The following is a 25,813-nucleotide window of genomic DNA, read 5'->3' on the forward strand; positions in this document are numbered from 1 at the left end:
AACCTCACCCCCAGTCTCGCAACATACTATCAATCCTGCGAATTTCAGAATCGTAATAAAGCTTCTTATCTACGACAAAATCCTTAGTTAGGTTTAGTGACAACTCTCTGAGTTCTTTAATTACCAATGTCAGATGCAGCAAGTCTCTATCCTGAGAACTAATTTTTTGCTCAAGAGTTAGTTTTATTTCCTGCAGGCTACGCCTAGAGCCTGGAACTTTCTTAGACCTTTTAACTGCAAGAATTGCTTTATGAGCAGCAACCCGCAGTTTTTCCATGCCATTAAAACCCTCCCCGACATTTCTTGCTTGTGTTTTCAAACTATTCAAACTGCAGCCGCATATACCCATGTTGGGGTTCTCATAACGGGAAAAAGCTAGCTGCGATGACAGAGCAATTCTGACTGGCTCATCAGAAACGTATTGATGCGGTGCATCAATAATCGCATGCAACAGTGCAATACGACCTAATACCAGACCTTTGCGCTTTTCATCTGAGCTCTTTTTCATTACGCCACCTTAACAACCAGATGGATATCATTCAAAGAGCCTTTATCACATGAAAAGCTGATTCGCTCAGGCTGCAAATCAATTAATTTAGAACGCAAAAATAGCTCTATATTAGACTGCACTTCATCATAAGAAAACTGAGAAATATCAAGTGCTGAATAGTCAGTCGACATGGATTGCTTTGCAATCTTAGAGAGCTCTCTAGGTGACTTAGCAAAAATTCCTTGAACACCCAGTGTTTGGCAGAGAATCCCTCTAACTGCATTTAGATTTTCAACCGTAGCACTTTCGCTGAAAACTGCATCCGTTAGGCTATCGGCCTTCACGGTATCCAGCATTGATCCAGGTATAACTTCTAATATGTACGTATACAGATGCAAAGGATCACTGTGCCCCAAAAAAGCTCTCAAGCTATCAAGGGCTTTGAAACCTGAACTATGAAAAAACACAAGAGCAAAAAAACGCCTTAACTGATGTTGTCGCACATAAAATCTTGCCTCTACACCATCCTCCAGTTTGATCACCGGTGTCTCGGCATAATCGCATACAGCGCTAAGGCAATTGTTATAAAGCGTGGCATCCATCGGCTTGACAACTAAGTTATCAGGCTGAATATACAAAAGAAGCGGAGCAGCTTTCGAAACAAGCTCAAACCTAACTAGTTCACGATGAATCTCCTTCAAATCCCAAAGCAAACGAGCCACCATCATCGGAATAGGCACTCGCACTGCTTTCCGGCTTTTACTATTACCTGTCTTTCCTGCCTTAAACGTCATCTGGTAATTAATTTTCTTATTTTCCAGAAGATTAGGATCTTTATTAGGATACAAACAATTTTGCTCTTGAAGGCCAAGAAGCTCATCTTGCCTACGTGCCGTTAGCGCTCCAATTAGGCAAAAATAACTCCCCATCAATACTCGGTAAGCATCATAGAGTACAGGTTTAGCCCTGAATAAATCGAAGTAGTTATCTGGCCGCATGGAGTAGGTTGTTAACCATTGTCCAGTAGCCGCTCTTGCATGTAATCTATTCTCCAGCGATGACTTAAACCTCATAGCCCGGTGAGCTTGCGACGCCTTTATTTCTGACCGATGATTACTCAAGCACCAAAGAACAGCATTAACCATTACAGACTGCTTATTCTTCACAATATACTCATACGAGTCCCTTATCAGGTCAAATACAACCGTTCCTGGAAGTGTACGATACCGACCCTTCTCTTTCTTATCAATCAAAGGAACAATGCCCTTTAATTTAATTCTGGCTAGCATTCCCGCATCAACGGAAGCAGTTGGAATCATATGCTGAACAAGTACAAGCTTTTTCAAAACCCTTATATTTCTTGACAGAATTTTTTCCGAAACCCCTATCGCTGGTGGATTGCGAACAGGGACGGCTGGATACTCTGTCTTGTGAACAATACTTTCATTAAGCTCACTGAATGTCTTGGGAACAAGTTCCTTACCCATCAATGTATTTTCATATAGACACTCCAAAAAAGGGCGTGAGTTGTATTTAATGGCGCCGTACTGCTTTGAGTACCACCCTCGCTTAACAATATAAGTCCTAGCCTTTAGTAATTCCTCGTCATCCAAATCAAGACTGCGATCGCTAACAGCAGGCAACTCATCAATTTCCGGCCAAAGTGATCTGGCATCAGCAATATCTTCAGCTGAAATAGACTTCGTTTCATTCCTCAGGAAATTTGCCAATCTACTTGGATACTCATATAGGCATGTCGAAGATGGATAACCAGTCTTCCCTGCCAAATACTCTAAAACCGCCCCCCTAGTCAAAAGGCCAAAGTTTACCTCTGCAATCTTAAATTCGTCGACATTCAAAAGAAGGTTATCTATAAATTTTAACGCCCACTTAAAGGTATCGACCTCAACGTCTGCAACCTTCCTACAACCACCATTATATCGAGTATGAATTTGCAAACATAAGAACAGCTTTATTGATCGTAGCAACTCAGAATTTTGAAAATCTAGCAGAGAGCTTCCGTCCTCCAGCCTCACATTGAAGTCAACTTTAATTGATATTTTCCTATCTCCACCACCCAAAGAGCAGAACCATACGGGAGAATCAAAATTACAGCCATTAACCAACCAATCAGGGCAGTCTATCTGCGGATCCCCGAATCCACCTTCAGCTTTAAATTTATCAAGAATAGCTATTCTTTCTGGGTACCGAAGCTTTGACAACTCATCTTCAGTCCATTTCTTCTCTTGATCATTGGGAAGCACCTGCCCCATTTTTTTAATCAGACTCACGCTGCGAGCTCCTCAACAAGCATTCCGCTGATCTTTGCCGCAAGCCTGGTATTAAGTTCCGCACGGGAGAAAATATCAGCAACTTCCTGCGAAACAATTTCCAGTTCCCCACTGTGATAAAGCTCCACCGCGTGCGACACATAGGTCGCAGCTTGAAACCAAGAGGAAAATTTTTCAGGGATATTATTGACTTCTATCGAGCCAGTGCGAACAGCACTAACAATGGCGAGAAATAACGTACAGAGATCCGGGCTAATAGGAATAATTCCAGTTAGTGAGCTGTCAGTTTCTAAGCGCTCATTAACTGGCATCCAGTTTTTTAAATTCATCTGAGGCGGAAGTGGTTTTAGTCGATGATTTTTAATGAACTCATTCAACTCATCGAGAGTATCAATTGCCATAGCATCAAGAAGGTAGTCAGAATTTTTAAGAGATTCAAAAATAATGCCAGACTGGAACAAACGAACCCACTTCCCTAAATAGAAGTTCCTAATTGATGCAGGCAAATACTTATCAAGTAATTTGGAATCAAAATTTTTATGTCCCAGAGCTTCGGACATTGCATGGACGCTGCTTGTTTCAAAATAAACAATTACAGCTGACGTTTTTCTCATAGCCTTCAGCGTCACGCGCTTTAGTACTTCCTCACCTCTTTTTTTGAACTGCTGTGAAATTTCATTAGCTAAAAGGCTCTTCTTGTTTTTCTCTGACCCCATGCCAGAAATTCGTTTGAGGTTAGTTGGTCGAGTAACTCCCGTCGGGGTAGTTAGTAACGTGTATTTACTGGCAGGGTCACCAATTGAAGTCAGGTATGCTCTCGCCTCACTAGTCAACTCATAAATTTCATTCATGTATTGTGTTGCTTTAGCAGTGAACGAAATGATTTGCTGCTCATTTGCAGGCCCACGCCTAGGCTTCTTCCCTTCCGCAGTGCCCGCCTCAGCGCTAAATCCAAAATTCTGACCATGCTTATCAGTCAGTACGTGACCTAAAAACCAGCTTTTTGTTACTGCTGGAACCTCGCTGATAATTAAATATATAAATGGTAGCAGGGTTGAACTGTCAAGCAGTCCCAGCTTCTCGTAAGCAAATGACTTCTGAACTTTATATAGATTTTCAAAATCGTAATCATCTGTAGTGGCATAAGGGTTTTCTCCCCACAACCGGCACAGATCCATATATTTTCTCTCATCATCTGAGGCCAGACTATATTTAGTGGTATCCAATGCTCGCTTTGCTGCGTCTTGTCGCTGTCTGAAGTTTCGCAGGATCTGTTCTCTAGCTCGCTCACACGCCTCAACTACGCCAGACAAATCAGAATTAATTCTTCTATATAATTCGTTTGCTGCTTCCTCGTCTGGAATGCTATTTGGAATATTCGATATTAGACCAAAAATTTCCTTTCGATTTTTCTCCTCAAGAATATCGCCATCGACTAAATTCTTATAATTCTCAAAGGCAGGACGGTATGACTGGATTGGGAATACGCCTTCATCTATAAATATTTCATTTACTACCAACATCATAGCTGTCCATGCTCTATCAAAGGCCTCCTCACAGTGCTCTTTTTCTTTAACTGAGTTAAGTTCAATCTTGTGTGCATGCTCCAAAAAATCATTCAACACGTCTGGCTGCTGAAGACAATGTAACTCGCCTAAATTTAAAAAATTACTGGTGACGATTCTTAGGAAATCGTTGACTGCCCGCCGTTTTGATAAGCGCGTCTCCGGCCTATGTTTATCAATATGTTTCTTTATCGCAGCAAACAAATAATCAGTGTAGCCTGCACCATATTGCTCATGGACACGCACCAAATCTATAAAAATCTTCTGACTTTTATCGTGCGTAAAAATCCACCACCCCTCATAATAACTAACCATCATTTTATTTCTAAAGCCGTTTAGATATAAAGCAATGCACTTATCTCTCGTCCTATAACCGCAAACAGATTTAAAACCACTGACATTCAAACCAATAATATAGGCAAGCTTTCTCACAGATGAAAGATGGCGCCACGCATATGCTTCTGAACAATTGGTCTCATGGAGAAGAAACCCCCAAAACCGTCCAATGACATTTCCATCCTTCAAGTCAACATAAGACAGTCCACATATAACCATAAAGGCATCCAATAGCCCTAGAGCCTGAACTGTGCTTGTATACTCCCGCTGATCCTTACAATCAGAGCGCACTCGCTCAAGAATTTGATCAGTAATCAACCGCCTACTGTAACTGGCGATACCAAGTGTACGTATCATATAACACCAAAAGCCAATTTATATATTACAACTAGCATACAAAACACATATAATCAATATAACAAACCCACACAGAATCGAATAAATAATTAATCAATACTTACTGCATTAAATATTCAACTCAATAACTTCCAACAGAAAACTTAATAAATAAGAATCTATGTTTTTTCTAAAAAATACCGAAGAAACGCCAATCTCAGCTCGAATTGTCAGCTTAGGAAAACAGCAGTCCCAATTTGGGCTAGCGACGCCATTGAGCCGCAACCCCAATTTGGGACTGCGGCTCAGGACGGAACTCAGTGAGGAGGCGGGCGTGACCATGACACATAAAACAGTCACGCTTAGACCAACAGAAGAAATCAGGTTCTAAATATCGGCGAGCCATCCAACTACGATGACAGCCCTATACGCCGTCATATATGCGATGAAGGATATGATCTAATGATTTACTCTCGGTTGATTTACACAGAGCACGAGCAACGCCCTAATGAGAAAAACGAGGGTGACTTCACTATCTTCAGCACTCAACAATCACTCGACATAAACCTCAACCGCCTTCCTGATATTTGCATACAAACGTTTGCTGTCCTTTGGGATCTTCACGATGTAACGCATCTCGTCTATCTGATTGAGAGGGCTATCATCCTAGGCGTGCTATCGCCGGTAAAAATCGTACGTGACTACCAAGGAGCACTGACGGTCGTTTGCGATCAAGAAACTACTGATGCGAAACTCGAAGCCGTTGCGACTGCATGGAATTTGATCGCCAAAGAGACAGGCTGGCCATACAGGGAAGTACAGCTAATTTCTGAAGCAGCTGACTGCATGCTCCCCGGCGGTGACCTGTTACTGAAGGATATAGCCCATCAAATTTCGGAGCATCACGAACTAGGGATCAAGGAATTTTCCTCCGATCTGCTCATAGTCGCTGATGATTGGACAAGGGATATTCACAATACCCTGAGCATAAAGAAGGACAGGATCCCGCCAACTACCTTCCTTGACCTAACGTTTGATAGAGACCCTCCATGCGGCCCTGAAGCCTGTAACACTGAATGTGCCCATGCTGCAGACGAGCTGTCGCCAGATCGGCAAGCTCGCTCAGGCGGGGTAACTCTCGGTCGTCCATACCTGAATACCTAGCTACGACGTCGCCTACCAGTTGCCTTTCTGGCCTGACTCTCGATGAGCTCTGGCCTTTGCATATTCAAGTTCACCAGCCATGGGTATGACAGAGATGACTTACACAATCGACTGTTCAGAAAAAGCGATGGCCTTGCTACACAGACTCGGGGTACGCGAAGAGTATCCAGGGATCTGGGCATTCACTGATATAGCCACTACAAGTCACGGCTATATCCACCACTCTCATCAACCAGTCGCGCTCGTCGCCTACGCCACGATCAATCCTACTTTCGCAGCAGGCCGCTTTCCTGACTACACGCTGATCGATCTCGTTGGTAAGATGCCCTGCTTGGATGGTATCGAGTACACCGCCCTGGCGATCGTCTGCGGCATACCCGCTCCGATATTCCCGTCAGCCGAGGCACGAGGGGAAGTGTTCGGCGCTGTTGCGTGGGAAATCGTTCACCAGTACGAGCTAGGCGACTGCTTTACCCAAAGCAGGGCATACGGTAGCGAAGGCAGTCACTACACCATGCGGCCCTGCGGCTTCGACCATGACCGATCAGAACCTATACCCGAGGCGCTGAAGGCAATGCGCAGCGCGTATCGAAAGATGAGTAACGTACAGCGCGTGATGGTGCTGACACTGCTACACCTGTACTCCCCTGGAAAGGATGATTTCTATCTCAAGGGTGGCTGCCCGACCAAGATATCGGCAGCAGAGGCGCTCCGGGTGCTCCGGGCCGATAGAACTGCGCTCTCCATGTGGGGCCGGCTTGTCACTCACTACGCCGGCTGGTGATGCAAGTCCAGGGCTGCGGTCGTATAAGCGCATATGCTAGGGCAGCGCCTAGCGCTCAACGACTCCTGGTTGAGGTTTCGCCTCCTCCCAAGTGAGCAGGACGGCGCCTCCTTGAAACTTTGCATCTCTCCAGAAGCGTGAGATCATTTTGCCACCTCGCAGTGGTAACCACATAAGCAGCGGGGTAGATAGCGCGACGACATCGGCGCAAGGAAGTAAGCCAAGTACCGCACCAGGAGGGAGCATGGGGTTATCCGTTCGCAAATCTGTTCGCGTTGGGCCATTCAGGTTCAACCTCTCGAACTCCGGGATCGGTGTTTCGGCTGGCATCAAAGGGCTTCGGGTTGGGACAGGCCCCAGGGGTAACTACATCCACATGGGGCTTGGCGGCCTCAACTACCGTCACACGCTTTCCTCAACGCGCCCAGCACCAACGATTGCGCCTTCGCGCCCGGTGCGCCCCTCCTCCACAGCGCTCGAGCCTCAGTCGGCTACTCATGAGGCGCTGCAGGAGATCGACAGTGGTGAGATTGGACTGATGGTCGACTCCTCATCGCAAGCGCTTATTGAGGAGCTTAACGACAAGCGCAAGCGCCTGCGTCTGTGGCCGTTCGCCCTTGCTCTGACCGTGGGAGCATTTTTGCTGGGTAGCAACAAGCAGCTTGAGCCCTGGCTCCTCAATTCAGTTCTCATCACAGGCGGTTTGCTCACAACCGCCACCTACTACTGGGATTTGTTGCGGAAAACGACCGTCATGCTCTACGACATCGAGCCGGAGTTTGCCGCGAACGTTGAGCAGATGCACGCTGCGTTTGAGGCAGTGCGCGGCTGTCAATCAACCTGGCACCTTCAGGCTCAAGGCAAGGTGCTTGATCGAAAGTATCACGCCGGCGCGAGCCATCTCGTCACCCGACGTTCAGTATCACTTACCTTCAAAACTCCGCCCTACGTCAGAACCAATATCGCCACGCCCAGCATTCCCGTAGGCCGCCAGACCCTCTATTTCTTCCCTGATAAGGTACTGGTGTTTGAGGCCAATGGCGTCGGTGCTGTGTCCTACAAAAACCTGAGAGTCGACATCTCAACCACCAACTTCATCGAAGACGGTGCTGTACCGAAGGACTCTCAGGTAGTCAGTACAACCTGGAAATTTGTGAACAAAAAAGGTGGGCCAGATCGGCGCTTCAAGAACAACAGGCAGCTGCCGGTGGTGCGCTATGAAGAGGTTCAGTTTTCGAGCGATACGGGCCTGCTGGAGCGTATTCAGATGTCCTGCGTAGGGCGTACCGCAGGGCTGGCAAGGGCGATTGCTGGTATCGCCAAGGTGAAAAATCAGAGCTAAGTCAGTTCTGTCAGCCGAGGAAGCCGATATGCTCGTAGCCTTTGATCTTAACCAGAACGACCGCGATGCCCTGCTCCGCCATTGCCAGTCGTTTCAACCGGACTCAGGCGATGCTCGGGAAGATGCACGTCTTGCCGATGCGCTGACAGCTCTTGCCGAAGAACTTGAAAAGTCCAATTTGAAAAGGCCTGAATACCACGGGACATGACCGGAAGCGCAACGTCTTGTGCCTGAACTTAGCGCTCTTCCAAGGCCAGTGATGCAATGCGATGCGTAATTTCTAAATTTGAACTGCCGAAACCACCTCAAAGTAGCGATATTTTTTCTTCCTAGCGGCAGCCTTAGCCTCCAATTCCGCAACCAGGCGACTCAGCGTACTCGCGTCATGAACGAACACCTCTAGTTTGCCTTCAAACTCTCTGGATACGTGCATCGTTATCCGCATACGAGGAGGTCTCGCGCGGCTTGAGCTACTAGGTTTTTCAGGTGATACAGCAGCTGCGGAAGAGTCGCCGAAGAGAGCCCTGCGCATCTGCTCTTCGCTAAATGAATCGGTCATCATCAGTCTCGAAAAAGGCATTGAAAGCCCCCAACCAGGGGAGCAAAGCAAGATCAGTAGTTAGCTGAATTTTTTCACTTGCCAGCCAACTGGAGCAAGCTCCCACCACCACCACCCAGCCGCAAACGCTTGACGATAGCTGTACATCCAAACAGTATTTAGGCCCACCCCCAGTTTGGAGCCAAACATGAACCCTTTCGTCGATATCCCTCTTTTTCACATGAGCCGAGAGCACTGCATCCAGGCGCGTGCCCGGCTGAACTGGAGTATCTACCAGCTCGCTGAGCAGTCTGGCGTGTCGCCCCTCGCGATCGAGCAGTACGAAAGCGGATTCAGAAAGCTCAAGCCTATTAGCCTGCAGGCGATTGCGTATGCTTGCGAGGCAAAGGGCATGATGTTCATTCCAGGACACAAGGTGATGTTCGGTGACAACGTGCGCGGTGCATGCCCAGATCCGCGCCTCTCGCCCGACTACCACGAGATTGAGTAACTACGATGTCCCTGGAGCCGTTAACACCCTACGAGGTCTACGAGATCCTTCGCGACATCGCGCAGGGAACACGCATCATGCGGCGTCGAAGCCAGCTGACGTGGGACGAGGTCTATTGCGGCCTGATGGGCATTGAAGTTGATGGCTGGACGATCACCTTCTACAACGATTGTGGCTTCTTGAGCTACTGCAACAGCTGTAATGACCCAGACGGTCGGGCCTTTGACTTCGAGGCGCTTCTCCCCCAGGGTAAAGACCCCGTCGAGCTGATGAGTAACTGGGAGCACGACCAGCTCGAAAAGCTCCTCGCAACAGCTTGAGTACGATGCTAGCAACGAACGACGTTGCAGCCTGGCTCTCCCCAATTCAAAAGCCGGCTATGGTGGTGAGCCAAGTCCCGACGTTGTTGATCTGCTTAGCGCTTTTTCGTTGATTTCACGAATTATCTTGCCCATTACTGTATCGAGCTGACCCTCTTCCAGTGCGGCATCGATGATCGCCTGACCGGCCTCCCTTTCGCCCCAGTACTCGTCAACGACGTCGTGCGAAGCATCGGCATACCTGTAGACATATTTATTCAACAAGATGCCCGGGACGCGGCCCACGGTAAACGTGAGATTCGAACGACCAAAGCGCTCAACGAAACAGCGCAGCAGTGCAGTGACTTCTAGAAATCGCCCATCGAACGCTAATTCTTGAATCGCCTTAATGGCGGGCATGCTCGCACTTTCACCATCCCAGTGCTCAAGGGCCTCAATTAATATCTCTTGTAATGGGCGCATCATAACCTCTCAAGTACTCCTAGCTCGCCGAGGGCTATTCGTCGACGCTGCCAGGATGAATAGTCAAGTGTCCTTAAACTCGGCCAAGGCATCAATCCACCCCGACCTTTTGATTTTCCCCACACGATTTACCCGGCGCACGGGTGTGACGGGCGTAACGGGTGTCATACGGGCTACCTTTGATACGGGGGTCACCATAGAGGTTCGCCGAAGTACGTAGTTCTCGCTAACGAGCTCTCCTAGAAAGCTTCCATTGGCACGCCATACCCTACCGTCATCCGCCACCCACCCCAGGTACTTTGAGTCAGCACTAAAGAAACGCCCCGCACTGTTCAGGAATCCAAAGTACTCACCACTCCAACGATAGATCGGGGTCATCACGCCTCCTTAATGGGTATCAGGACTCAAGGTGCACACTTCAAAAGCAACCGAGTATGACCAGTCTTCGATAGCGGTTTAAATTTATCACCTGCAAGAAGATCATGTACCCTGCGCGCCAACCCAAAAGCTGGCCTGGATATAAAACGAGTCAGTGAATCAATTGGAATAAATCCATACAGTGCTGCTTGCAAGTTATTAACCGAGCCCCGCGAAGCGATACCAATCACTTCCATTGAATCATTAAAGATCGGGCCACCACTATTACCTTCAATTAGCGGCATATCTACCAACCAAAGATCTATATCCACTTGCCGCCGTAGTTGAGTAGTACTGCCTTTTGTAATGTAGTGCGCGGAGCCGTCTCTGTACTTTGGAAAGCCAATAGATAAAACAGGATCCATTGCACGAATGATGTGCTTATCGGCTTTTTGTAGATGTGGGATATTTTTAAATTCTGGCCCTGGATAGAAAACTGCAAGATCTGATTTCAGATCTGAGAATATCAGCTCTGCTGTGTAGCTTCTTTCATCACCCGCACGCTTGAAGCTAATGACGTGTGAAGCGAGTGCATGCGTGGCACCACTTACAACGTGCTGATTTGTAACAAGCCCAACGCCCTCCAACAGAAAGGCTGTGCCTTGGCTGTCATCAAGGATATTGGTCACAACAAAAATCGAATTGCCAAGAATTTCTTCTGGTGTTTTCTTGAACTCTATATTCTCTTTACCCAAGGCAACTGTAAAATCATAGGCTAGTTTTCTATAAACGTTATCACTGCGCCCCCGGATCATTTGTATATAGTTCAGCCGGCCTTTAACAACCTTGATGAAGAAATCACCTGCATTAGACTTGACCCTAGCCAACTGCCGTTCCGGAACGATTTGCTTTGTTTGTGCCAGAATTTCCAGATACCTAGCCTCAGCCTGCGCCGGCCCGTAGCGCTTCATCGCATTAATCATTGAGCTCGTAAGACGCACAAACTCCCGAGGAACATTCGGTAGTTTGTTAACAACCAGCCCGGTCACCATCTGGCGCTGAGAGCGATGCTGGAGACGAGTTTTATCAGAATTGATCGCGAACCCATTCGTTTTTATGAGTGTTTCAAGTGCTTGCCCGGGGATTACTCTCCCATCCTCAGAAATCTCTACTATTTCTTTTGGAAGATGGCGCAACCTGCTTGTAAAAGAAAAAGATATGTCATCAGCATAACGCGTCATGTGGCATTTTTGGGCTTTAGCCAACGTTTGCAGTTGCGCATCTAGCCTACGGCATATCATGTTAGATATTAACGGCGATGTGGGGGCGCCTTGAGCTAGTTTATTTTCACAACAGCAGATTTGAGCCATTACTGTCGCGACATTATACGCAGCATTAAAAGGAGCAGCCATGAAGAGGTTTCTAACACGACCGAAGTGAATACTCTCAAAGAAGTTCTTGAGGTCTATATTAAAAACGTAATTCTTTCCGACATGCATTTGGCCATTTGTCTTTATGCTACGCCCCTTAATGAATCCATGACTCGAAGACTTGGGCGTATAAAATTCTTCCAGATGCGAGAGCAATCTATGCTGAAGCATCTTCGTAACCTTCTTCGGAGCTTTTATAGATCTAAGTGAGCCATCTTTCTTCGATATAGTAAAGCTCACGTAGTGGCTTGAACTTTTCTTATAAAGAAACTTTAGAAGCTTATCCTGATCGACTTGAAGCAGCTTACAAAAACTCGAAAGACTTTGAAATTTAGAAAAAGCAAGATCTTTAGATAAAAAATCAAGAGTCATAATGGTAACCGGGAGTCAGGGCAATTTTCTCTTTTACCCACATTGCCAATTCGTAACCCACTGTGAGAACGTAACGGGCAAAGCCCCCCTTACATTAGCCGCCGCATATAGTCAGCAGAAAGTTAAATTGGGCCCTGCCCCCGGCTGCTAATTTAATACCACGACCGAACATAGGGGTCAACCATTTGATAAGTCGGTGAGCCTCGACAACAGCCATAACGCTTGAGGTATGGCTGAGTTCTATCCCCATTAACCATGGCACATATCGGCCAAAGTTGAAGACCACGACGGTCAATTGTCTCCCAAAAGGAATTTCATGAACCCCTTTTTATAGGTGTTAACCCGGAGAGTCACGCCATCATCAGATACAGACGAAATGATGTCTCTTTGGTCAAGCGCCTTAACAAAGGCTAGATGTCTCTCAGTGCGCTCGATCTTCTGTCGTACATTAGGTTTGACGAAATTACAGTACGGTTCAGGGGCTGCTTTTAACGCGTCAGCAACCTGCTGATCCGTTAAGTTTCCGACAAAATTCATAAGTATCCCTGTCCCTACGCCATCCCCTGCAGCATTAGCCAGGCAGTAAGCAACTGCTTCCTTGCTATACCCTCCCGTTGATATAGCTAGACGTGAGAAAAACCTTGAGACCTCGCGTAGAGCTTTTGCATTGGACTGAATTTCTTCAAGAGAGATCGACTTAACTATTTCGCTTTTCTGACCCTCATTAACAGTAGAGAGGAGCAGAATTTTGACATCAACCCCAACTGGGTAAATATCAGTTTTCCCTAAGTACAAATCAAAGCTATTTCTTATCAGCGCCGCTCTCAACTCGACTGATTCGGATGTGCTTGGAAAAGACTCCTCATTGAGTCGGACAATTCGGAGACCGGCAAGGATCATCCGCCGGTCAGTCGGTAGGCCTGATGGAAATGACTTATAGTGATAAGGAATACTCGCACATATCCTTGCGAAATTAGCCATACTGATTGTCGTATTTGAAGTTAGCGCCAAACAAAATGCTTGAACAATACTTGCATCATCCTTGGGAATCTGGATCTTGGATTGCGAGAGATTAGTAGCCAGAACTTCATTATCAAGGCTTTTAATCAACCGATCCTTTTCGCAGTCCTCATGAGAAAAATAATTTAGGATGTTCTCCCAATTGACGATAATGCCACCATTGAAAAACATCTCACCCCACATGCTTCTAGGGATATTTTCAAAATCACAAAAGACATGATCCTGCTTCAATGCAAATCGAATCGCTAATTCACTGTCCACATCAGGGTGATTCATAACCTCAACGATCGACTCCTCCGACTCGGAAACGTTGCTCTCTAGAGCAAGAGCCACGTCTTCCAAGTACCAATCAATATTATCAAACACGTATTTTATCAGTGGCGAACCACCCTGAGTCTTGATCGCGGTATAGTTCGCGATCCGGCAGTCTACAATTCTGCCATCTTGGTTACTATTGCCACCTGGAAATTTTTCCAAGACAAGGCTCACGCTCTCACTATTGAGCAAGTACAAACTGTTCTCGTAAACGTAGGAAAATAGTTTTGGGAGGCCTTCGATTGTTTTGATGTCAGCAATCTTCACAGACATAAGTGCCAATGCAGAATAGCCGCTATCAAAGTTGATATTCTCCGAAAAGATTGCCTGAGCATTTTTCGATAAATAACTAGACAATTTCGAAGCCGTGTTCATATGCTGGGCGAGATAGACCGGAGGAACGAAGGACAATATCCTTGCAACATGTTTATTAGCTTGATCGCTGTCTAAGGCGATAGTGGCATACTGAGGCCAACTCTCGGCTAGCGCTAACGTTAACTTGTCGACTGCGCGCCCTGACATCCAATACGCCGAAAAGAAATCTTCAGACTCTGCAAAGCGTTTTGACAAGTAGCCTAAGGCGCTCTGAATCTTGGAGGCATTAGTATGAGGTGTGACTAGCAGATGATCCATTAGCATGACATTCAGCACATACACAGCCCCAAAGTCCTCTTCACGCATTTCCGCGATCACTTCAGCAGGTGTGTCGATCTGAGTGTTGGGATCAAGTGATCGGAAGTCACGAATTGCTTGGATATAATTCCAGTCATTGCGAGACATCCGACCTTCGTGAAAAATCGATATATACAGATGATATGTTTCATCTAGATACCCATTTTTAATCAGGTAACCTAGCAACCTTGAATCGTTGATCCCATGCTCAAGTGCTACAACGTCGATTTCTACGTCTGCCCCGCCAATAAGCTCTCTAAGCGGTTTTCTCGCAAGCTCTGACTTCCTCCACTTAAGCGCTTCAATTTCAGAGTTCAACTTATGCCGCTGCTGTATATTTTTAGCATTTACCCTTTCATATCTATCTTCAAACTTGAGCCCCGGTGATACTGCTTGCTCAAGTTCCCGAAACGAGCTGTCGATATTAACATCCTGCAGCTGATATTGGTAATAGCGCGGAGTGTATACCTTCGCCTGAACTCGGATACTTTTCTCGCCAAAAATCTTCCTAAAATTTTGCCAATTTAGAAGCTCTTCATAAGGCATTACACTATCGCCAGAATATATACCTACAATCCAATTGTCTTGGTAATTTCCGCACAAATGCCCCCAAAATATCCGAACCATATCTTCGCAAGCGACACAAACCTCACCCTCTGAACTTGCAACCAACTTCTTAAGCCGCTCGATATCCTCATCGATTTGAGACGACGCAGCCGCAATAACCGACACCCGCTGATCTACGATACGGTAAAGAGCACCTTTGCCATGATGAAGCTCTTCAAAATCTTTTGGATACGTATTCTTATAAACGATCATAGAAAGCAATTTTTCTAGGTTCGGATCTCCACCCACTTTGCCCCGATAAACCAAAAATTCATTGCTTATATTTTTAATCAACCGAAAATCATCAAGATACAGCGATACCTCGCTAAGGAATCTAGAGCCAATTCCAATCTCAGCCCCCTTCGGCGAGATACACTCCGCAAACATTTCACGCGAATTTGAATTGTTTATAATTGGAATAATTGGTGTTATAAAATCAAAAAACTTCGCCCTATCCTTATTGAGAAAAACGTCATCTTTGATTGCATACAAAAACTTTAAAGGCTGAGCAATCTTGAGCCTATGCAAGAAACTGCGGCGCTTCGGGCGATCATTAATAATCTTATTAATTTCTCGAAGCTTGATGAAAATCTCAGGACTGCCAAACCGGTCAAGATCCTCGAAGATGACGGCGTCATAATTATTTTCCTCGAAGAAATATATGATTTCATCAAGGTGCTTATTGAGGATCGAACTTTCAGGAGTTTTATCAAGTTCAACCTCACCATTTTGAAGTGAGAGCCTCTTGACCGACAAGGAGTGAGAGGCTTTATGGGCACGGGATATCAGCTGCGCGAAGTATGCGACTACGTACAAAGAAATGAATATCCATAACGGCTCTAAAGCACCCAATGACGGCGTAGCCAGAAGCTTATCTTTCTCGTGGTAGAGTAGCCCGCAGGCAACGATCCAGCCTGTGAAGCAGATTGCATTTATGCTCAGCCATTGCGGCTTGGAGATCCTTTTGAATCTCGAATATGGCAAGGTACTGCTATCCGTGCCATATAACATTTGCTGCAAAATACTGCGTTCAATTTTCACAGTAACTTCGTCTGCTGGAGGCTCAACCCCTGGCGCATTGACTACGTTAGGATCACTGAATGTAGCGAGCGAGACATTCAAGAACCGATAGTGCTTATTTTTCTCATAGGTCTTTATTACACTTGTCTTGCCTGAGCCATAGGGGCCTGTAAGAGCGATGTTTCTGATAGCAGCATTCTGCATCGCGAAATCTAATGCCTTTCCATATAGGCCATCGGGATCCGCACTATCGACGGGTGCAAGATCAAAAAATCTTTCATCAGTCGGTTGCTCATACTTTAAATACCAACAGACGCGCTTGAATGCTTTGGTGCCAAAGATCTTACGTAACACTGGCTCAAGATATTTCAATTTTTTCGTCCTTGAGATCATCCGCATAGCTCATGCCAGGGCATGAGCCGCTGATTAGCGATTGGCTAAGTGGCATTATGCCTTCTTTCTTAAGTTGCATTGCATAACAATCTATCCGGGACGAACTGCAGTTTTTTCTCGGTGCAGGCTCGATGGGCGGGCCAGAACACCTCTCCCGAGCGCCTTTTGCTCGATGAGCCATCGCTTGGCCTTGCGCCCATCATCATCCAGCAGGTATTTCACATCATCGAGCAGAAGAGCCGCGACGGTGTGACATTGTCCCAGCCTGAACGTAAGCGTCTGGTGAAGTCGTCTGGACAAAGCAAATGGTCTAAATACGATCAGATTTCACGAAAGAGCGACTCGCCAGTTTGCATTTTCGGTTATTGACACAGTGCTCAAATTTCCAGATTATCAATCAATGCACCCTACAAATCTCGTTAGCATGATGCGCCCCTTGATGACTGCCTTTGGCGGGCCATAGGGCGATGCGCGCTTAGAGCAGAAGCATTGACCAGAAGCCCCGCCAGAAATGGAAGGGGCTTTTTCATTCCCCTTCCAAATCATTGATGACAAGGAGAGTGAAGATGCTGTTGATTCGCCCAGCCAAACGTACTGACGCCGAGGCCGCGTTTGATATACGCCTCCAGGCGATCCGGCATCAATGCATTACCGTCTATACCGCTGAGCAAGTAATGGCGTGGACTGATGTGCCGCTCACAGACCGATATCGGGCTTGGGTGGAAAAGGAGTACCACGTTGCCTGGTTGGGCGAGACACCGGTCGCAACAGGTCTGATTGATTTCCAGTCTGGAGAGATAGGCGCTATTTTCGTTTTGCCTGCATTCATGGGGCAGGGGATTGGCAAGGCAATGCTCCTATACCTTGAGCGACTGGCCTTTAAAGCCGGAATCGTCGACATCCATTTAGATGCTACCCCTAACGCAACCGCGTTCTACCGTCGGTGTGGCTATCACGGAGATAATCAAGCTATCTATACCTCGCCCTCCGGTCTTGAGCTGGCTTGTACACCGATGCGGAAACAGTTGGCCAGTGAAGAGCTAATGGACGTCACGCGGGCGACAAGCAGGCTGCCAAACTCAGGCTGAGTAAGTCAGTCCGGCATCCATTGATGCGGCAGCAGATGCTCAATCTCACTGGCTTTCTGCGTCGGCAACCGCGTCAACACATCTTTGAGATAAGCATACGGATCATGCCCATTCATGCGTGCCGACTGGATCAAACTCATGATCGCGGCCGCTCGTTTGCCGCTGCGCAGAGACCCGGCGAACAACCAATTGGAGCGCCCAAGCGCCCAAGGCCTGATCGTGTTCTCGACAGGGTTGTTGTCGATGGGCACGGCACCATCACCCAGGTAGCGCGTCAGCGCTACCCAGCGTTTCAGGCTGTAGTCCAAGGCCTTGGCCATCGCCGAGCCTTCTGGCACAAGCTCGCGTTGAGCCAGCATCCATTCATGCAACTTTGCTGCGACGGGAACCGCTATTTCCTGACGTAATCGCCGGCGGTCTTCATCGTTCATTTCTTTGGCTTGCCGCTCGATCTCGTACAGGCCGCCGATTGAGTGCAGTGCCTGTTCGGCCAACTGGCTTTTGTTTGCCACATGCAGGTCAAAGAACTTGCGGCGAGCGTGGGCCATGCAGCCGATTTCGGTGATGCCCAGCTCGAAGCTGGCCTTGTAGCCCGCGAAGTCATCGCAGACCAGCTTGCCGTTCCACGTGCCAAGGAAGTTACGTGCATGTTCGCCAGCACGGCTGGGGCTGAAGTCGTAGACCACCGCCTTCAGTACCGAGAACGGCGTGGTGCAATAAGCCCAGACATACGCTCGGTGCGTTTTCTTCTCGCCGGGGGCCAGCATCTGCACCGGCGTTTCATCGGCATGCACGACTCGCTGGGCGAGTACGACTTCCCGCAGTGCATCCACCAGTGGCTGGAGTTGCACGCCAGTTTGGCCCACCCACTGAGCCAGTGTTGAGCGCGGGATCGCCAGGCCTGCACGGCCAAAGATCTTTTCCTGCCGGTACAGCGGTAAATGGTCGGAGAACTTGGCCACCATCACATGGGCCAGCAGACCGGCAGTAGGGATGCCCTTGTCGATGACTTGGGCGGGCACCGGCGCCTGGATCAGCGTTTCGCACTGGCGGCAGGCCCACTTGCCACGTACATGCTGCTCAACGGTGAACACGCCCGGTGTGTAATCCAGCTTTTCGCTGACGTCTTCGCCGATGCGCTGAAGCTGGCAGCCGCAAGCGCACTGGGTGTTCTCTGGCTCGTGACGAATGACGGTGCGTGGGAACTGCGGCGGCAGCGGCGCGCTTGGGCTTTTGGCGGGTTTCGTCTGGCGTCGGGGCAGGACGAAGCGCGTCCAGTTCTGCCTCGATGGCCTCAAGGTCGGTGTTGAGCAGGTCATCCAGCAAACTGCCTTGAGCTGGGCTGATCTGCTCGCTGCGTTTGGCGAACTTGTGGCGTTTGAGGATGGCAATTTCGTGAGAGAGCTGTTCGATGATCGTCTCGTCACGATGGATCTTTCGACCCATGGTGTCGACCTTCGACAGCAACTGCGCAGCGAGTGCGCGCAGTTGGTCGGGTGTCATTTGGTCGAGATTGGGCAAGGAAGTCATGCCGTGGATTTTACCAAAGCAACTCATCCGACACAGCTCAAAGGCAGGACTAAACTACCGTAATCACGCCGTTCACACCTACACGCTGCCATGGCAAACCGAGCACCAGCGCGTGCAGTTGTTCAGCGTCGAGTTCGACTTCCAGGCCGCGATGAGTGCCAGGCCAGTGAAACTTGCCTTGGTTCAACCGGCGTGCGGCAAGCCAGATGCCCACGCCATCATGCACCAGCACCTTCATCCGGTTGGCGCGGCGGTTGGCAAACAGATAAGCGCTGTGCGGCTTTGCCGCACCGAACACCGCCACCACGCGGGCCAGCGCAGTCTCGGTGCCAGCGCGCATGTCCATGGGCGCGGTCGAGAGCCAGATGGCGTCGATGCGTATCATTGCGAGAGGCTGCGAATGAAGCGTGCGCAGCCGTCCGGGTCGGAGATGGGCCATTTGACCGTGATAGATTTTTCGCCCAGCGGCAATGCGATAATTACCGCTTCATCAGCGTGCCGTTTAGGCATCGGTTGCAGCGGCACAAACGCGGGAAGTGGCGCGACGGGTTTATCGCGGTAAATCGGCAACCACTTGCGAATTACGTTGGCATTGATGCCGTGGCTGATGGCGACGCTGGAAACTGAGGCGCCGGGTTGCAGACATTCCTGAACGACCTGGGCTTTAAAGGGTTTGGGGTAAGAGCTTCGTTGGCGCATGGAAATCCTAGCGATAAGGGTGATCGCGTCCGCTTAAAATAGACGGACACCATTGCCCTTAATTCTGGATTTTTGAAGGTGTGTTTGCTGGCCGCTTACGCCTGAACAAAATGCCAACTAAGCGCTGAAGAGCGCTAACGAGGCTTATGTACGGGTGAATGGAGGGATCTTGATGCAGGGCATTGGCAAGCAGTTGATGAGCGGGATTTCGACTCGGGCGGATGAGACCCGATCACCCTATGGCGCTCCTTCGGTCAGGCTTGGAGGCTCGCCTTCATAATCTTTGTTCTTGCAAGCAAGCGATTGATTCGCCCTCGTAATATGTCTCTAATACTACGTCGCCTTGGTAGGTACTAGCGGAAGTACATTAGTCTATGAAGCGGGTCGCGCTGGTCATCGGTAACGCATCGTATCCTGAGAAACCCCTCGACAACCCCTGCAACGATGCACAAGACGTAGCCTCGGTATTGCGCCAGTTCGGCTTTCTCGTGCTAGAACGTAAAGACGCCACGAACGCGGATATGGGACGGGCTCTTCGAGATTTTCGCGAGGAGCTCTACAATGCTGATCTGGGCCTATTTTTTTTTGCGGGGCATGGGTTGCAGATCGACGGTAAAAACTACTTGTTGGCAACTGATACCTGCGCCAATGATGAGCTTGATGTCGAATACTCGTCCATGTCACTCGATAAGGTTATCGACTCCATGGAAAAGTCCGGTACGTCTACCAACCTGGTAGTTCTTGACGCTTGCCGTATCAACCCTTGGGAGAAGCGATGGCACAGGTCGACCGGGACTGCCGGCCTGGCTCCGGTATACGTGCCGCGAGGCACGCTGATCGCCTTCGCAACCTCACCTGGCCAAACAGCCGCTGACGGGAAGGGCAAACGAAATGGCGAATACACCAGCGCCCTCCTCCAGCACATCGGGACACCGGACTGCACCATTGAGGCCATGTTCAAAAGGGTACGCAACACTCTCAGCATAGCAACCGATGGAAAGCAGATCTCCTGGGAGCACACGTCGCTGGCGTCTGAATTTTATTTCAATCGCAGCGTTGGTTCGCGTATAGACGTGTACAGTACGACTGCCCTTAAGGACGCTCTGCTTGAATACGATGCCTCAAAACCTTCGCATGACGTCATTCGCGGTCTCAAAGTAACGAACTGGCCTGTACAAGCACGCGCGATGGCCAAACTAAAACCGGAATTCATCACGCAATGTAACAAAAACAACCTATTCATCGTAGGTCGGAACATTTATCAGGCCGCTTGCGGTAGTGAGCACACTGCAGGCCGTTTCATCGGGGACTTCGCTGGCAAAACGAGCGGGGTGCCAGAAGATAAGAAGAAAGCTCTGCTCGATGGCATGCTCTTCGAAGTGTTTTTTGATGGCAGTGGAAAGCTGCGCCGGGACTTCAAGGACGGCTGCTTCAGTAGCCTATTTAGCTTGCAGCAATTTGAGTCCAACACGCCAAGCTTCGAGTTCATCGCGGAATGCCTTCTTCCACACGCACAAAGATTTCATGCGCTTCCAGGCAAAAATGTCGAGGTAGCGGTTGATGTGGTACTGGAGTTTCGCGATGATTCGAAGCACCCTCACGTCGCACGTATTTGCATCGCTTCAGGCAACGTCCTCCGCCCTGAGGATGAAGAGGACGAGGATGAAATTGAGGAACCTCAGCGTTTTAAAAAACGCTCCATTGATCATTTTGAAGCTCGAATCTCAACCGAGTTAATGATTCCTCTTCATTTGCTGTCGTTCACCTACTCCGGCGCAAAAAAGCCCAGCACACTGTATTCCCCTCGCTACTGGACAGTGCGCAAATAGAGATAATCCTGCGTGGTAGTTAGCCCCCTGTTCGAGCGACCCCATGTCCTGGCCTACCTTACATTCCATCGCCAAAGGTGTCAGCGAAAAGGTCTTCTCTCGCATAACCGAGTGGGTCTAGAGACGCTATTGTGACAAAATCGCTCTGACTCACTTTCTGCCCCATCTGAAAGCACCGCCCCAGAGCGGCCTCTCCCGAACAACGCGAAAAATGCTCTTCACAGCATGTAAATCATGATTATAAATAGCGCAGTGTGACATTTCTCTTGGCAGGCATGAGGATGTAGCGATGAGCACAGCTGAAAAGGTTGCGACAATCCTCGCTCAGCGAGGCCCCCAGCTCAGCACCGACTTGGCTAGTCAGTTGATCAATCGCTATGGCATGTCCGCTGAAGCAGCAAGGCAGGCAATCAGTCGCTCAGGAGCGCCAGTCAGGCGGCTCAAGGGCATAGTCTTCCCGCACAGAGCTCGATTTCTTTATCTCGACATGCAGTACGGGATGAAGATGTTCTCTAACAATCTCCTCAGCGCCCTTAAGACAGCAAACCACCACTGCTACTTCGGCCTAGCGGTACTGACCGAACGAGGCGGCATTCTCCCCAGAGAGCACTTCAAGATAGCCAGCGGCTCCCCCAAGATGCAGAAGGGAAAAGTCTCGGCTGAGCGCCTTGTTGAGAATCTCGTCGTATCGAATCTTGCTCGCCTGGTAGACGTCCCTGGCGTCGGCGAATGCATTGCTTTAGGAACTCTGCGTGACGATGAGATCGATGCGCCGCGGCTTAAAGCGCGCTTGGTCACCGAGACTCTTGCGCTTAGCGCGGTGAGGGATTGGGCCAAGAGGTTGGGAGTCGGAGCCTACAACCAAGTGACCACTCGGGACGATGCCGGTGACAGCCCCAACGTCGGCCCAAATCTGTGGGACTTAGTTGCTCCTTGTTATCTATTCCCAGTGCAGGGACGATCATCCGAACCTGGAAAGGTCAGACCAGGTTCGTTCGTCTGCGATATCTACCTCGGTGATAAGGCATCTGGGGACGCCATCGAGCCCTTCGTGAGGAAGTGCCAGAATGTCCGCGCCTTTCCGAAGCTCTCGCCAGTGCTACAGATGTTCGTAGCTGACTCTTACACAAGTGATGCGATCAAGCGGCTCAAAAGCATTGGCGCAATGGCTGCGACCATTGAAACGCTGCTGGGAACGGAGGTCGCCCAAGCGTTAGCGAGATTAGCCCAGACGCTGACATCGACTGCCGAGTCCGCCAGGGATCCAGAGAAGCTCGACAAGCTATTTGAAACTCTGGTGAAGATCGAGGGCGCCGCCTCGACCCTCAGGGGGTGCCTATTCGAATACGTGGGAGCGGAGATTGCTCGGGAGCATTACCGTCCTTTGGACGTGTGGCTTAACAGGGAGATAGGTAGCAATCGTACTGGGGCTCGGGCTGAGATTGATGTGCTTGTAGAGGTCGACAGAAAAAACCTGGTCTTCATCGAATGCAAGGGCCACAAACCCAATGGCACCGTAGACGAGGCCGAAGTGGAAAAGTGGCTCAACAAAAGACTTCCGACGATGCGCGACTTCGTCAAAGAGCACAGCGCCTACAAAGATTGCGCTCAGTCATATGAGCTTTGGACAAATGCGTCTCTCACCCAGGCCTCGAAGGATCTGATCGCCGCAAGGCAGGCAACAACAGACAAGTTTCAGCTCAGCTACAGAGAGGGCCTCGACTTGCTTTCAATGGTGGAAGGCGGCGCGAATAAGCCTCTCATGAAAACTTACCGACAACACTTTCGGAACCACCCCTTGAGCGTTTAGCTCTGATTTGCGCGGAGCACCCGTTCACGGTGCGTCGGGAATCAATCCAAGCGCTGTAAGCGCCCTAACACCCTGCATGCCTTCAACTGCAGCGACATCTGAAACCGTCCAGCTCGCGACCTCGTACTTGAAGATCTCGCCCGCCTTGAACGGCATGGTTGATACCGCCTCCAGCCCGCCGACACGCCGGTTCTGAAAGCGGTCGATTTCGTCCAGCCTCAAAAAGAAGCAGTCGCTATAGGCAGAGAACACCATCGTTGCGGTTTCGCGCAGCTGCAGATGCTCTCGGAGCAACGCGAGCGCAATGCCCGGCCCACGCACAGCCTCGACAGCCAAAATTAAGCGATTTGGACACAGAGGCACGTCGTAATGACCTACTTGTTCGTCAACCTCGCGCGACGAATCAGGCTCGTCACAACCACCACTCATCTGAGTCGTTTCCATCGTCTGAATCGGCCAGTTTCAAGAAGGCTCCCAAGCCCAGGTAGATGTCTATCAACGACCTCATAGATCGCTCCCTGTGTCCACGAGTAGCCCGGCATGATCACTGCTACGCATGCCCAGATCGATCCCGATGCGGGACGAGCCCATCGGTGCGATCGGGGATCTCCCGAGTTTTGCTGAGTACAAGGCACCGGGCATTGCCGACGTACTCAACCAACAGGTAGACGCTATCGCCAACATTGACGCCTAGCTTGTGCAACGCTTCCTCGGGAATGCGGATAGCGCCCTCTCCATCCCAGTCTTCGATAGCCACCTCCCAGCTCATGTTCTACCCTGCTCGACTAATGCCGCCCGACAACAACGCTAAATTTTGATCCCAAACTCCTGAAAATCCCGCTGCAGAGTTTTCTGCCCGAGCACAGCAGGAATTTTAATGAAGAAGCGATAGGCCAAAAACAACAGCCAAGGTGTGATCAATAGTCCCACCCCATAAGTTGCAATCCCTACGATAACTCCTGCCGGGACAGCAGCGGCGCCAAATATTACACCCTGAACTCTTGCGCCACGAGCAATCCCTTTTATTTCATCGTTATCATAAAAGAACTCGCCGCTATTTTTTGCAAACCCTACAACGACGGTCACATTTTTGGAAGTCTCTTTAACGTACCAGGTACGAGGAACGTCTTTACTGAAAGCCCCTTTACTTTTGAGATAGTCGGGAATAAGCAAGTCTTTATAGTAAACCGTGGCTCCTGATTCATCCTCAGCTCTTACTCTCTTTAAAAGAGTCGCAGAGTTACCTCTCACGCTGTCTTTATAATTTTTGACAACCCTTACCACTTTGTGCATTTGTGACATGTAGCGATCCTTCCCTAAAAGCGAATCAACCAATAATTAGGCGAGGTAATACCTATTGTGTAAGCAGCGAACACAACTATCGGATAAATGCCGTCATTCAATAAAGCTAGATCCGACTGAGCACAGGCATACGGAGTACGCGACTTCCAGACAACCTCTCGTCAAAAGACGAGTCCTACTTATGGCTCACCCTCAGAACCGCGCTCAATACAAGCTCGCCCCAACCCATCGAAGTCATCAGGAACTTTAAGCTTCCCGTTTAGAAATCCGATCCGTTTCTCTTCCAAAATACATTCAGCAAAATCTATCAGATTGGAAAAGTCTCCCTTACCACTGCGACTCAAATGAAACCCAGCAAGCCCCGCCGCCCGAGCCCCATCCCGGTCGCATCTGATCGAGTCTCCAATCATCGCCACACGGGCGCCTCCCAATTGCTGCCCTGGCTGTACGCCTAAGTCACGACAGACCGAGTGGTAGATGACTGGATTAGGCTTCATCGCGCCGATTTCGTAGCTAAAGCCACAGGCATCGAGCCCAGGCAACAACTCGCGCACAGCTGGGCCATATTCCGACGCTAAGTTTGAGCACAAACCAACCTTGATCCCAGCTTCTCGCAGCATCGAGATGGCCTCCAGGGCATCGGGGTATAGCGTCATGCTTTCAAGCTCTTGTTGCAGCAGCTGAGCTATCTCCCTGAGCTTTACGTAGTTCGCACGAACTCCCAGCCGGTCGGCAGCTTCACCCCAGCCGAGATCACGCGTCATGAGCATGTGTAGGTGCTTGCTGCTCGGGGAGAGCCCTTGCTCACGCCCATACCGCAGGAGCTGGAGGTACGGGTTTCGCCTTTCTTCGATGCGGATGAGCGTCCCAAAGACGTCAAAAATAACTGCGGTCATCTGGCTCTTCCTTGAATAACGGACTGGCCCTGCTCCCTGCTCAACAACGGAGCTTAATCAGCCACACTCGGAGACAATGATGTAGTGGTCATGGCCGCATGCACTTTGCACGAGCTGTAAATCACCACGCGAAGTGATCTTCCGCAGTGGAGGAGTCACTACGGTTTCGCCATTACCTATCACGCCGGCGAAATCAAGAAAGAGAGTCGCCGTGACTCGATCGCCGACTCTAGCCGCCTCAGTGAGGTAAGCATCGATGGGCACACCCCAGTCGATGCGTGAGGCCCGCTCTACATTGGCAGGGATAGCTTTTACATCCAGCACAGCAACTCCTG

22 protein-coding genes and 2 pseudogenes are annotated in these 25,813 nt (G+C 49.3%); 10 read left to right on the plus strand and 14 right to left on the minus strand.

What is annotated here, in order from left to right; all coding sequences use genetic code 11:
* Window positions 1–4 precede the first annotated feature (4 nt).
* From BLS60_RS21360 to BLS60_RS15735, 3 genes are read right to left on the minus strand one after another with little or no spacing between them, the layout of a single operon-like run.
* A complete protein-coding gene (locus BLS60_RS21360; protein ID WP_143024610.1) occupies window positions 5–508 on the minus strand; it encodes a hypothetical protein in 504 nt (167 codons plus the stop codon).
* Window positions 508–2,781 (minus strand): site-specific integrase, encoded by a 2,274-nt coding sequence (locus BLS60_RS21365; RefSeq protein WP_143024611.1) that lies wholly within the window; start codon window positions 2,779–2,781, stop codon window positions 508–510. Before BLS60_RS21365 ends, BLS60_RS21360 begins: the two co-directional genes overlap by 1 nt.
* Window positions 2,778–5,039, minus strand: a complete 2,262-nt coding sequence (locus tag BLS60_RS15735) for a hypothetical protein (RefSeq protein WP_143024612.1) — start codon at window positions 5,037–5,039, stop codon at window positions 2,778–2,780. The genes BLS60_RS21365 and BLS60_RS15735 overlap by 4 nt, the downstream gene beginning before the upstream one ends.
* Before the next feature lie 441 nt (window positions 5,040–5,480).
* On the opposite strand from BLS60_RS15735, the gene BLS60_RS15740 reads away from it, so the two are divergent.
* The 6 genes from BLS60_RS15740 (at window position 5,481) to BLS60_RS15770 (ending at window position 9,677) form a co-directional block, all read left to right on the plus strand.
* Window positions 5,481–6,182: a hypothetical protein gene (locus tag BLS60_RS15740; RefSeq protein ID WP_092369811.1), complete on the plus strand. Its 702-nt coding sequence runs from the start codon at window positions 5,481–5,483 to the stop codon at window positions 6,180–6,182.
* 94 nt (window positions 6,183–6,276) lie between these two features.
* Window positions 6,277–6,966, plus strand: a complete 690-nt coding sequence (locus BLS60_RS15745; protein WP_092369992.1) for a hypothetical protein — start codon at window positions 6,277–6,279, stop codon at window positions 6,964–6,966.
* 244 nt (window positions 6,967–7,210) lie between these two features.
* Window positions 7,211–8,308 carry a DUF4236 domain-containing protein gene (locus BLS60_RS15750; protein ID WP_092369814.1) on the plus strand — a complete coding sequence of 366 codons (1,098 nt, stop codon included), beginning with the start codon at window positions 7,211–7,213 and terminating at the stop codon, window positions 8,306–8,308.
* 28 nt (window positions 8,309–8,336) lie between these two features.
* Window positions 8,337–8,516 carry a hypothetical protein gene (locus tag BLS60_RS15755; RefSeq protein WP_092369817.1) on the plus strand — a complete coding sequence of 60 codons (180 nt, stop codon included), beginning with the start codon at window positions 8,337–8,339 and terminating at the stop codon, window positions 8,514–8,516.
* Window positions 8,517–9,054: 538 nt separating this feature from the next.
* Window positions 9,055–9,357 carry a helix-turn-helix domain-containing protein gene (locus BLS60_RS15765; RefSeq protein ID WP_092369823.1) on the plus strand — a complete coding sequence of 101 codons (303 nt, stop codon included), beginning with the start codon at window positions 9,055–9,057 and terminating at the stop codon, window positions 9,355–9,357.
* Between the two features lie 5 nt (window positions 9,358–9,362).
* Entirely contained in the window at window positions 9,363–9,677 is a 315-nt protein-coding gene (locus BLS60_RS15770) for a DUF7693 family protein (protein WP_092369826.1), read from the plus strand.
* A gap of 57 nt (window positions 9,678–9,734) precedes the next feature.
* Here BLS60_RS15770 and BLS60_RS15775 read toward each other — a convergent pair whose 3' ends face one another.
* The 4 genes from BLS60_RS15775 to BLS60_RS15790 form a co-directional block, all read right to left on the minus strand.
* Window positions 9,735–10,142: a hypothetical protein gene (locus tag BLS60_RS15775; protein ID WP_092369829.1), complete on the minus strand. Its 408-nt coding sequence runs from the start codon at window positions 10,140–10,142 to the stop codon at window positions 9,735–9,737.
* 60 nt (window positions 10,143–10,202) lie between these two features.
* Window positions 10,203–10,517: a 4-fold beta flower protein gene (locus tag BLS60_RS21885; RefSeq protein WP_092369832.1), complete on the minus strand. Its 315-nt coding sequence runs from the start codon at window positions 10,515–10,517 to the stop codon at window positions 10,203–10,205.
* Window positions 10,518–10,543: 26 nt separating this feature from the next.
* Window positions 10,544–12,298 carry a trypsin-like peptidase domain-containing protein gene (locus BLS60_RS15785; protein WP_092369835.1) on the minus strand — a complete coding sequence of 585 codons (1,755 nt, stop codon included), beginning with the start codon at window positions 12,296–12,298 and terminating at the stop codon, window positions 10,544–10,546.
* A gap of 291 nt (window positions 12,299–12,589) precedes the next feature.
* Complete coding sequence (locus tag BLS60_RS15790; RefSeq protein ID WP_143024613.1) at window positions 12,590–16,303, minus strand: YobI family P-loop NTPase; 3,714 nt, start codon at window positions 16,301–16,303, stop codon at window positions 12,590–12,592.
* Window positions 16,304–16,471: 168 nt separating this feature from the next.
* Here BLS60_RS15790 and BLS60_RS21370 point away from each other — a divergent pair.
* Window positions 16,472–16,582 (plus strand): annotated as a pseudogene (locus BLS60_RS21370) (ABC transporter ATP-binding protein); the annotation flags it as partial.
* Window positions 16,583–16,890: 308 nt separating this feature from the next.
* Window positions 16,891–17,412, plus strand: coding sequence for a GNAT family N-acetyltransferase (locus BLS60_RS15800; protein ID WP_003380656.1), 522 nt, complete (start codon window positions 16,891–16,893; stop codon window positions 17,410–17,412).
* Window positions 17,413–17,417: 5 nt separating this feature from the next.
* On the opposite strand, the pseudogene tnpC reads toward BLS60_RS15800, so the two are convergent.
* The 3 genes and pseudogenes from tnpC to tnpA all read right to left on the minus strand — a co-directional run bounded on the left by tnpC (window position 17,418) and on the right by tnpA (window position 19,641).
* Window positions 17,418–18,942, minus strand: a pseudogene (gene tnpC, locus BLS60_RS15805) (IS66 family transposase).
* A 49-nt stretch (window positions 18,943–18,991) separates the two neighbouring features.
* Entirely contained in the window at window positions 18,992–19,327 is a 336-nt protein-coding gene (gene tnpB / locus BLS60_RS21660) for an IS66 family insertion sequence element accessory protein TnpB (RefSeq protein WP_057403590.1), read from the minus strand.
* The gene (tnpA, locus tag BLS60_RS15815; RefSeq protein WP_092369847.1) at window positions 19,324–19,641 is read right to left on the minus strand and encodes an IS66-like element accessory protein TnpA; all 318 of its coding nucleotides are present in this window, start codon (window positions 19,639–19,641) and stop codon (window positions 19,324–19,326) included. Before tnpA ends, tnpB begins: the two co-directional genes overlap by 4 nt.
* Window positions 19,642–20,015: 374 nt before the next feature.
* Between tnpA and BLS60_RS15820 the strand changes: the two genes are divergently transcribed.
* Window positions 20,016–21,470 carry a caspase family protein gene (locus BLS60_RS15820; RefSeq protein WP_092369850.1) on the plus strand — a complete coding sequence of 485 codons (1,455 nt, stop codon included), beginning with the start codon at window positions 20,016–20,018 and terminating at the stop codon, window positions 21,468–21,470.
* Window positions 21,471–21,759: 289 nt separating this feature from the next.
* A complete protein-coding gene (locus BLS60_RS15825) occupies window positions 21,760–23,280 on the plus strand; it encodes a hypothetical protein (RefSeq protein WP_092369853.1) in 1,521 nt (506 codons plus the stop codon).
* Between the two features lie 24 nt (window positions 23,281–23,304).
* Here BLS60_RS15825 and BLS60_RS15830 read toward each other — a convergent pair whose 3' ends face one another.
* The 4 genes from BLS60_RS15830 to BLS60_RS15850 all read right to left on the minus strand — a co-directional run bounded on the left by BLS60_RS15830 (window position 23,305) and on the right by BLS60_RS15850 (window position 25,802).
* Window positions 23,305–23,724: a hypothetical protein gene (locus BLS60_RS15830; protein WP_143024614.1), complete on the minus strand. Its 420-nt coding sequence runs from the start codon at window positions 23,722–23,724 to the stop codon at window positions 23,305–23,307.
* Between the two features lie 363 nt (window positions 23,725–24,087).
* Window positions 24,088–24,582, minus strand: coding sequence for a hypothetical protein (locus tag BLS60_RS15840; protein WP_092369861.1), 495 nt, complete (start codon window positions 24,580–24,582; stop codon window positions 24,088–24,090).
* 179 nt (window positions 24,583–24,761) lie between these two features.
* The gene (locus tag BLS60_RS15845) at window positions 24,762–25,478 is read right to left on the minus strand and encodes an HAD family hydrolase (RefSeq protein WP_092369864.1); all 717 of its coding nucleotides are present in this window, start codon (window positions 25,476–25,478) and stop codon (window positions 24,762–24,764) included.
* A gap of 57 nt (window positions 25,479–25,535) precedes the next feature.
* The gene (locus BLS60_RS15850; RefSeq protein ID WP_092369867.1) at window positions 25,536–25,802 is read right to left on the minus strand and encodes a hypothetical protein; all 267 of its coding nucleotides are present in this window, start codon (window positions 25,800–25,802) and stop codon (window positions 25,536–25,538) included.
* Window positions 25,803–25,813 lie beyond the last annotated feature (11 nt).

The organism is Phytopseudomonas seleniipraecipitans (genome assembly GCF_900102335.1).
GTDB lineage: Bacteria > Pseudomonadota > Gammaproteobacteria > Pseudomonadales > Pseudomonadaceae > Aquipseudomonas > Aquipseudomonas seleniipraecipitans.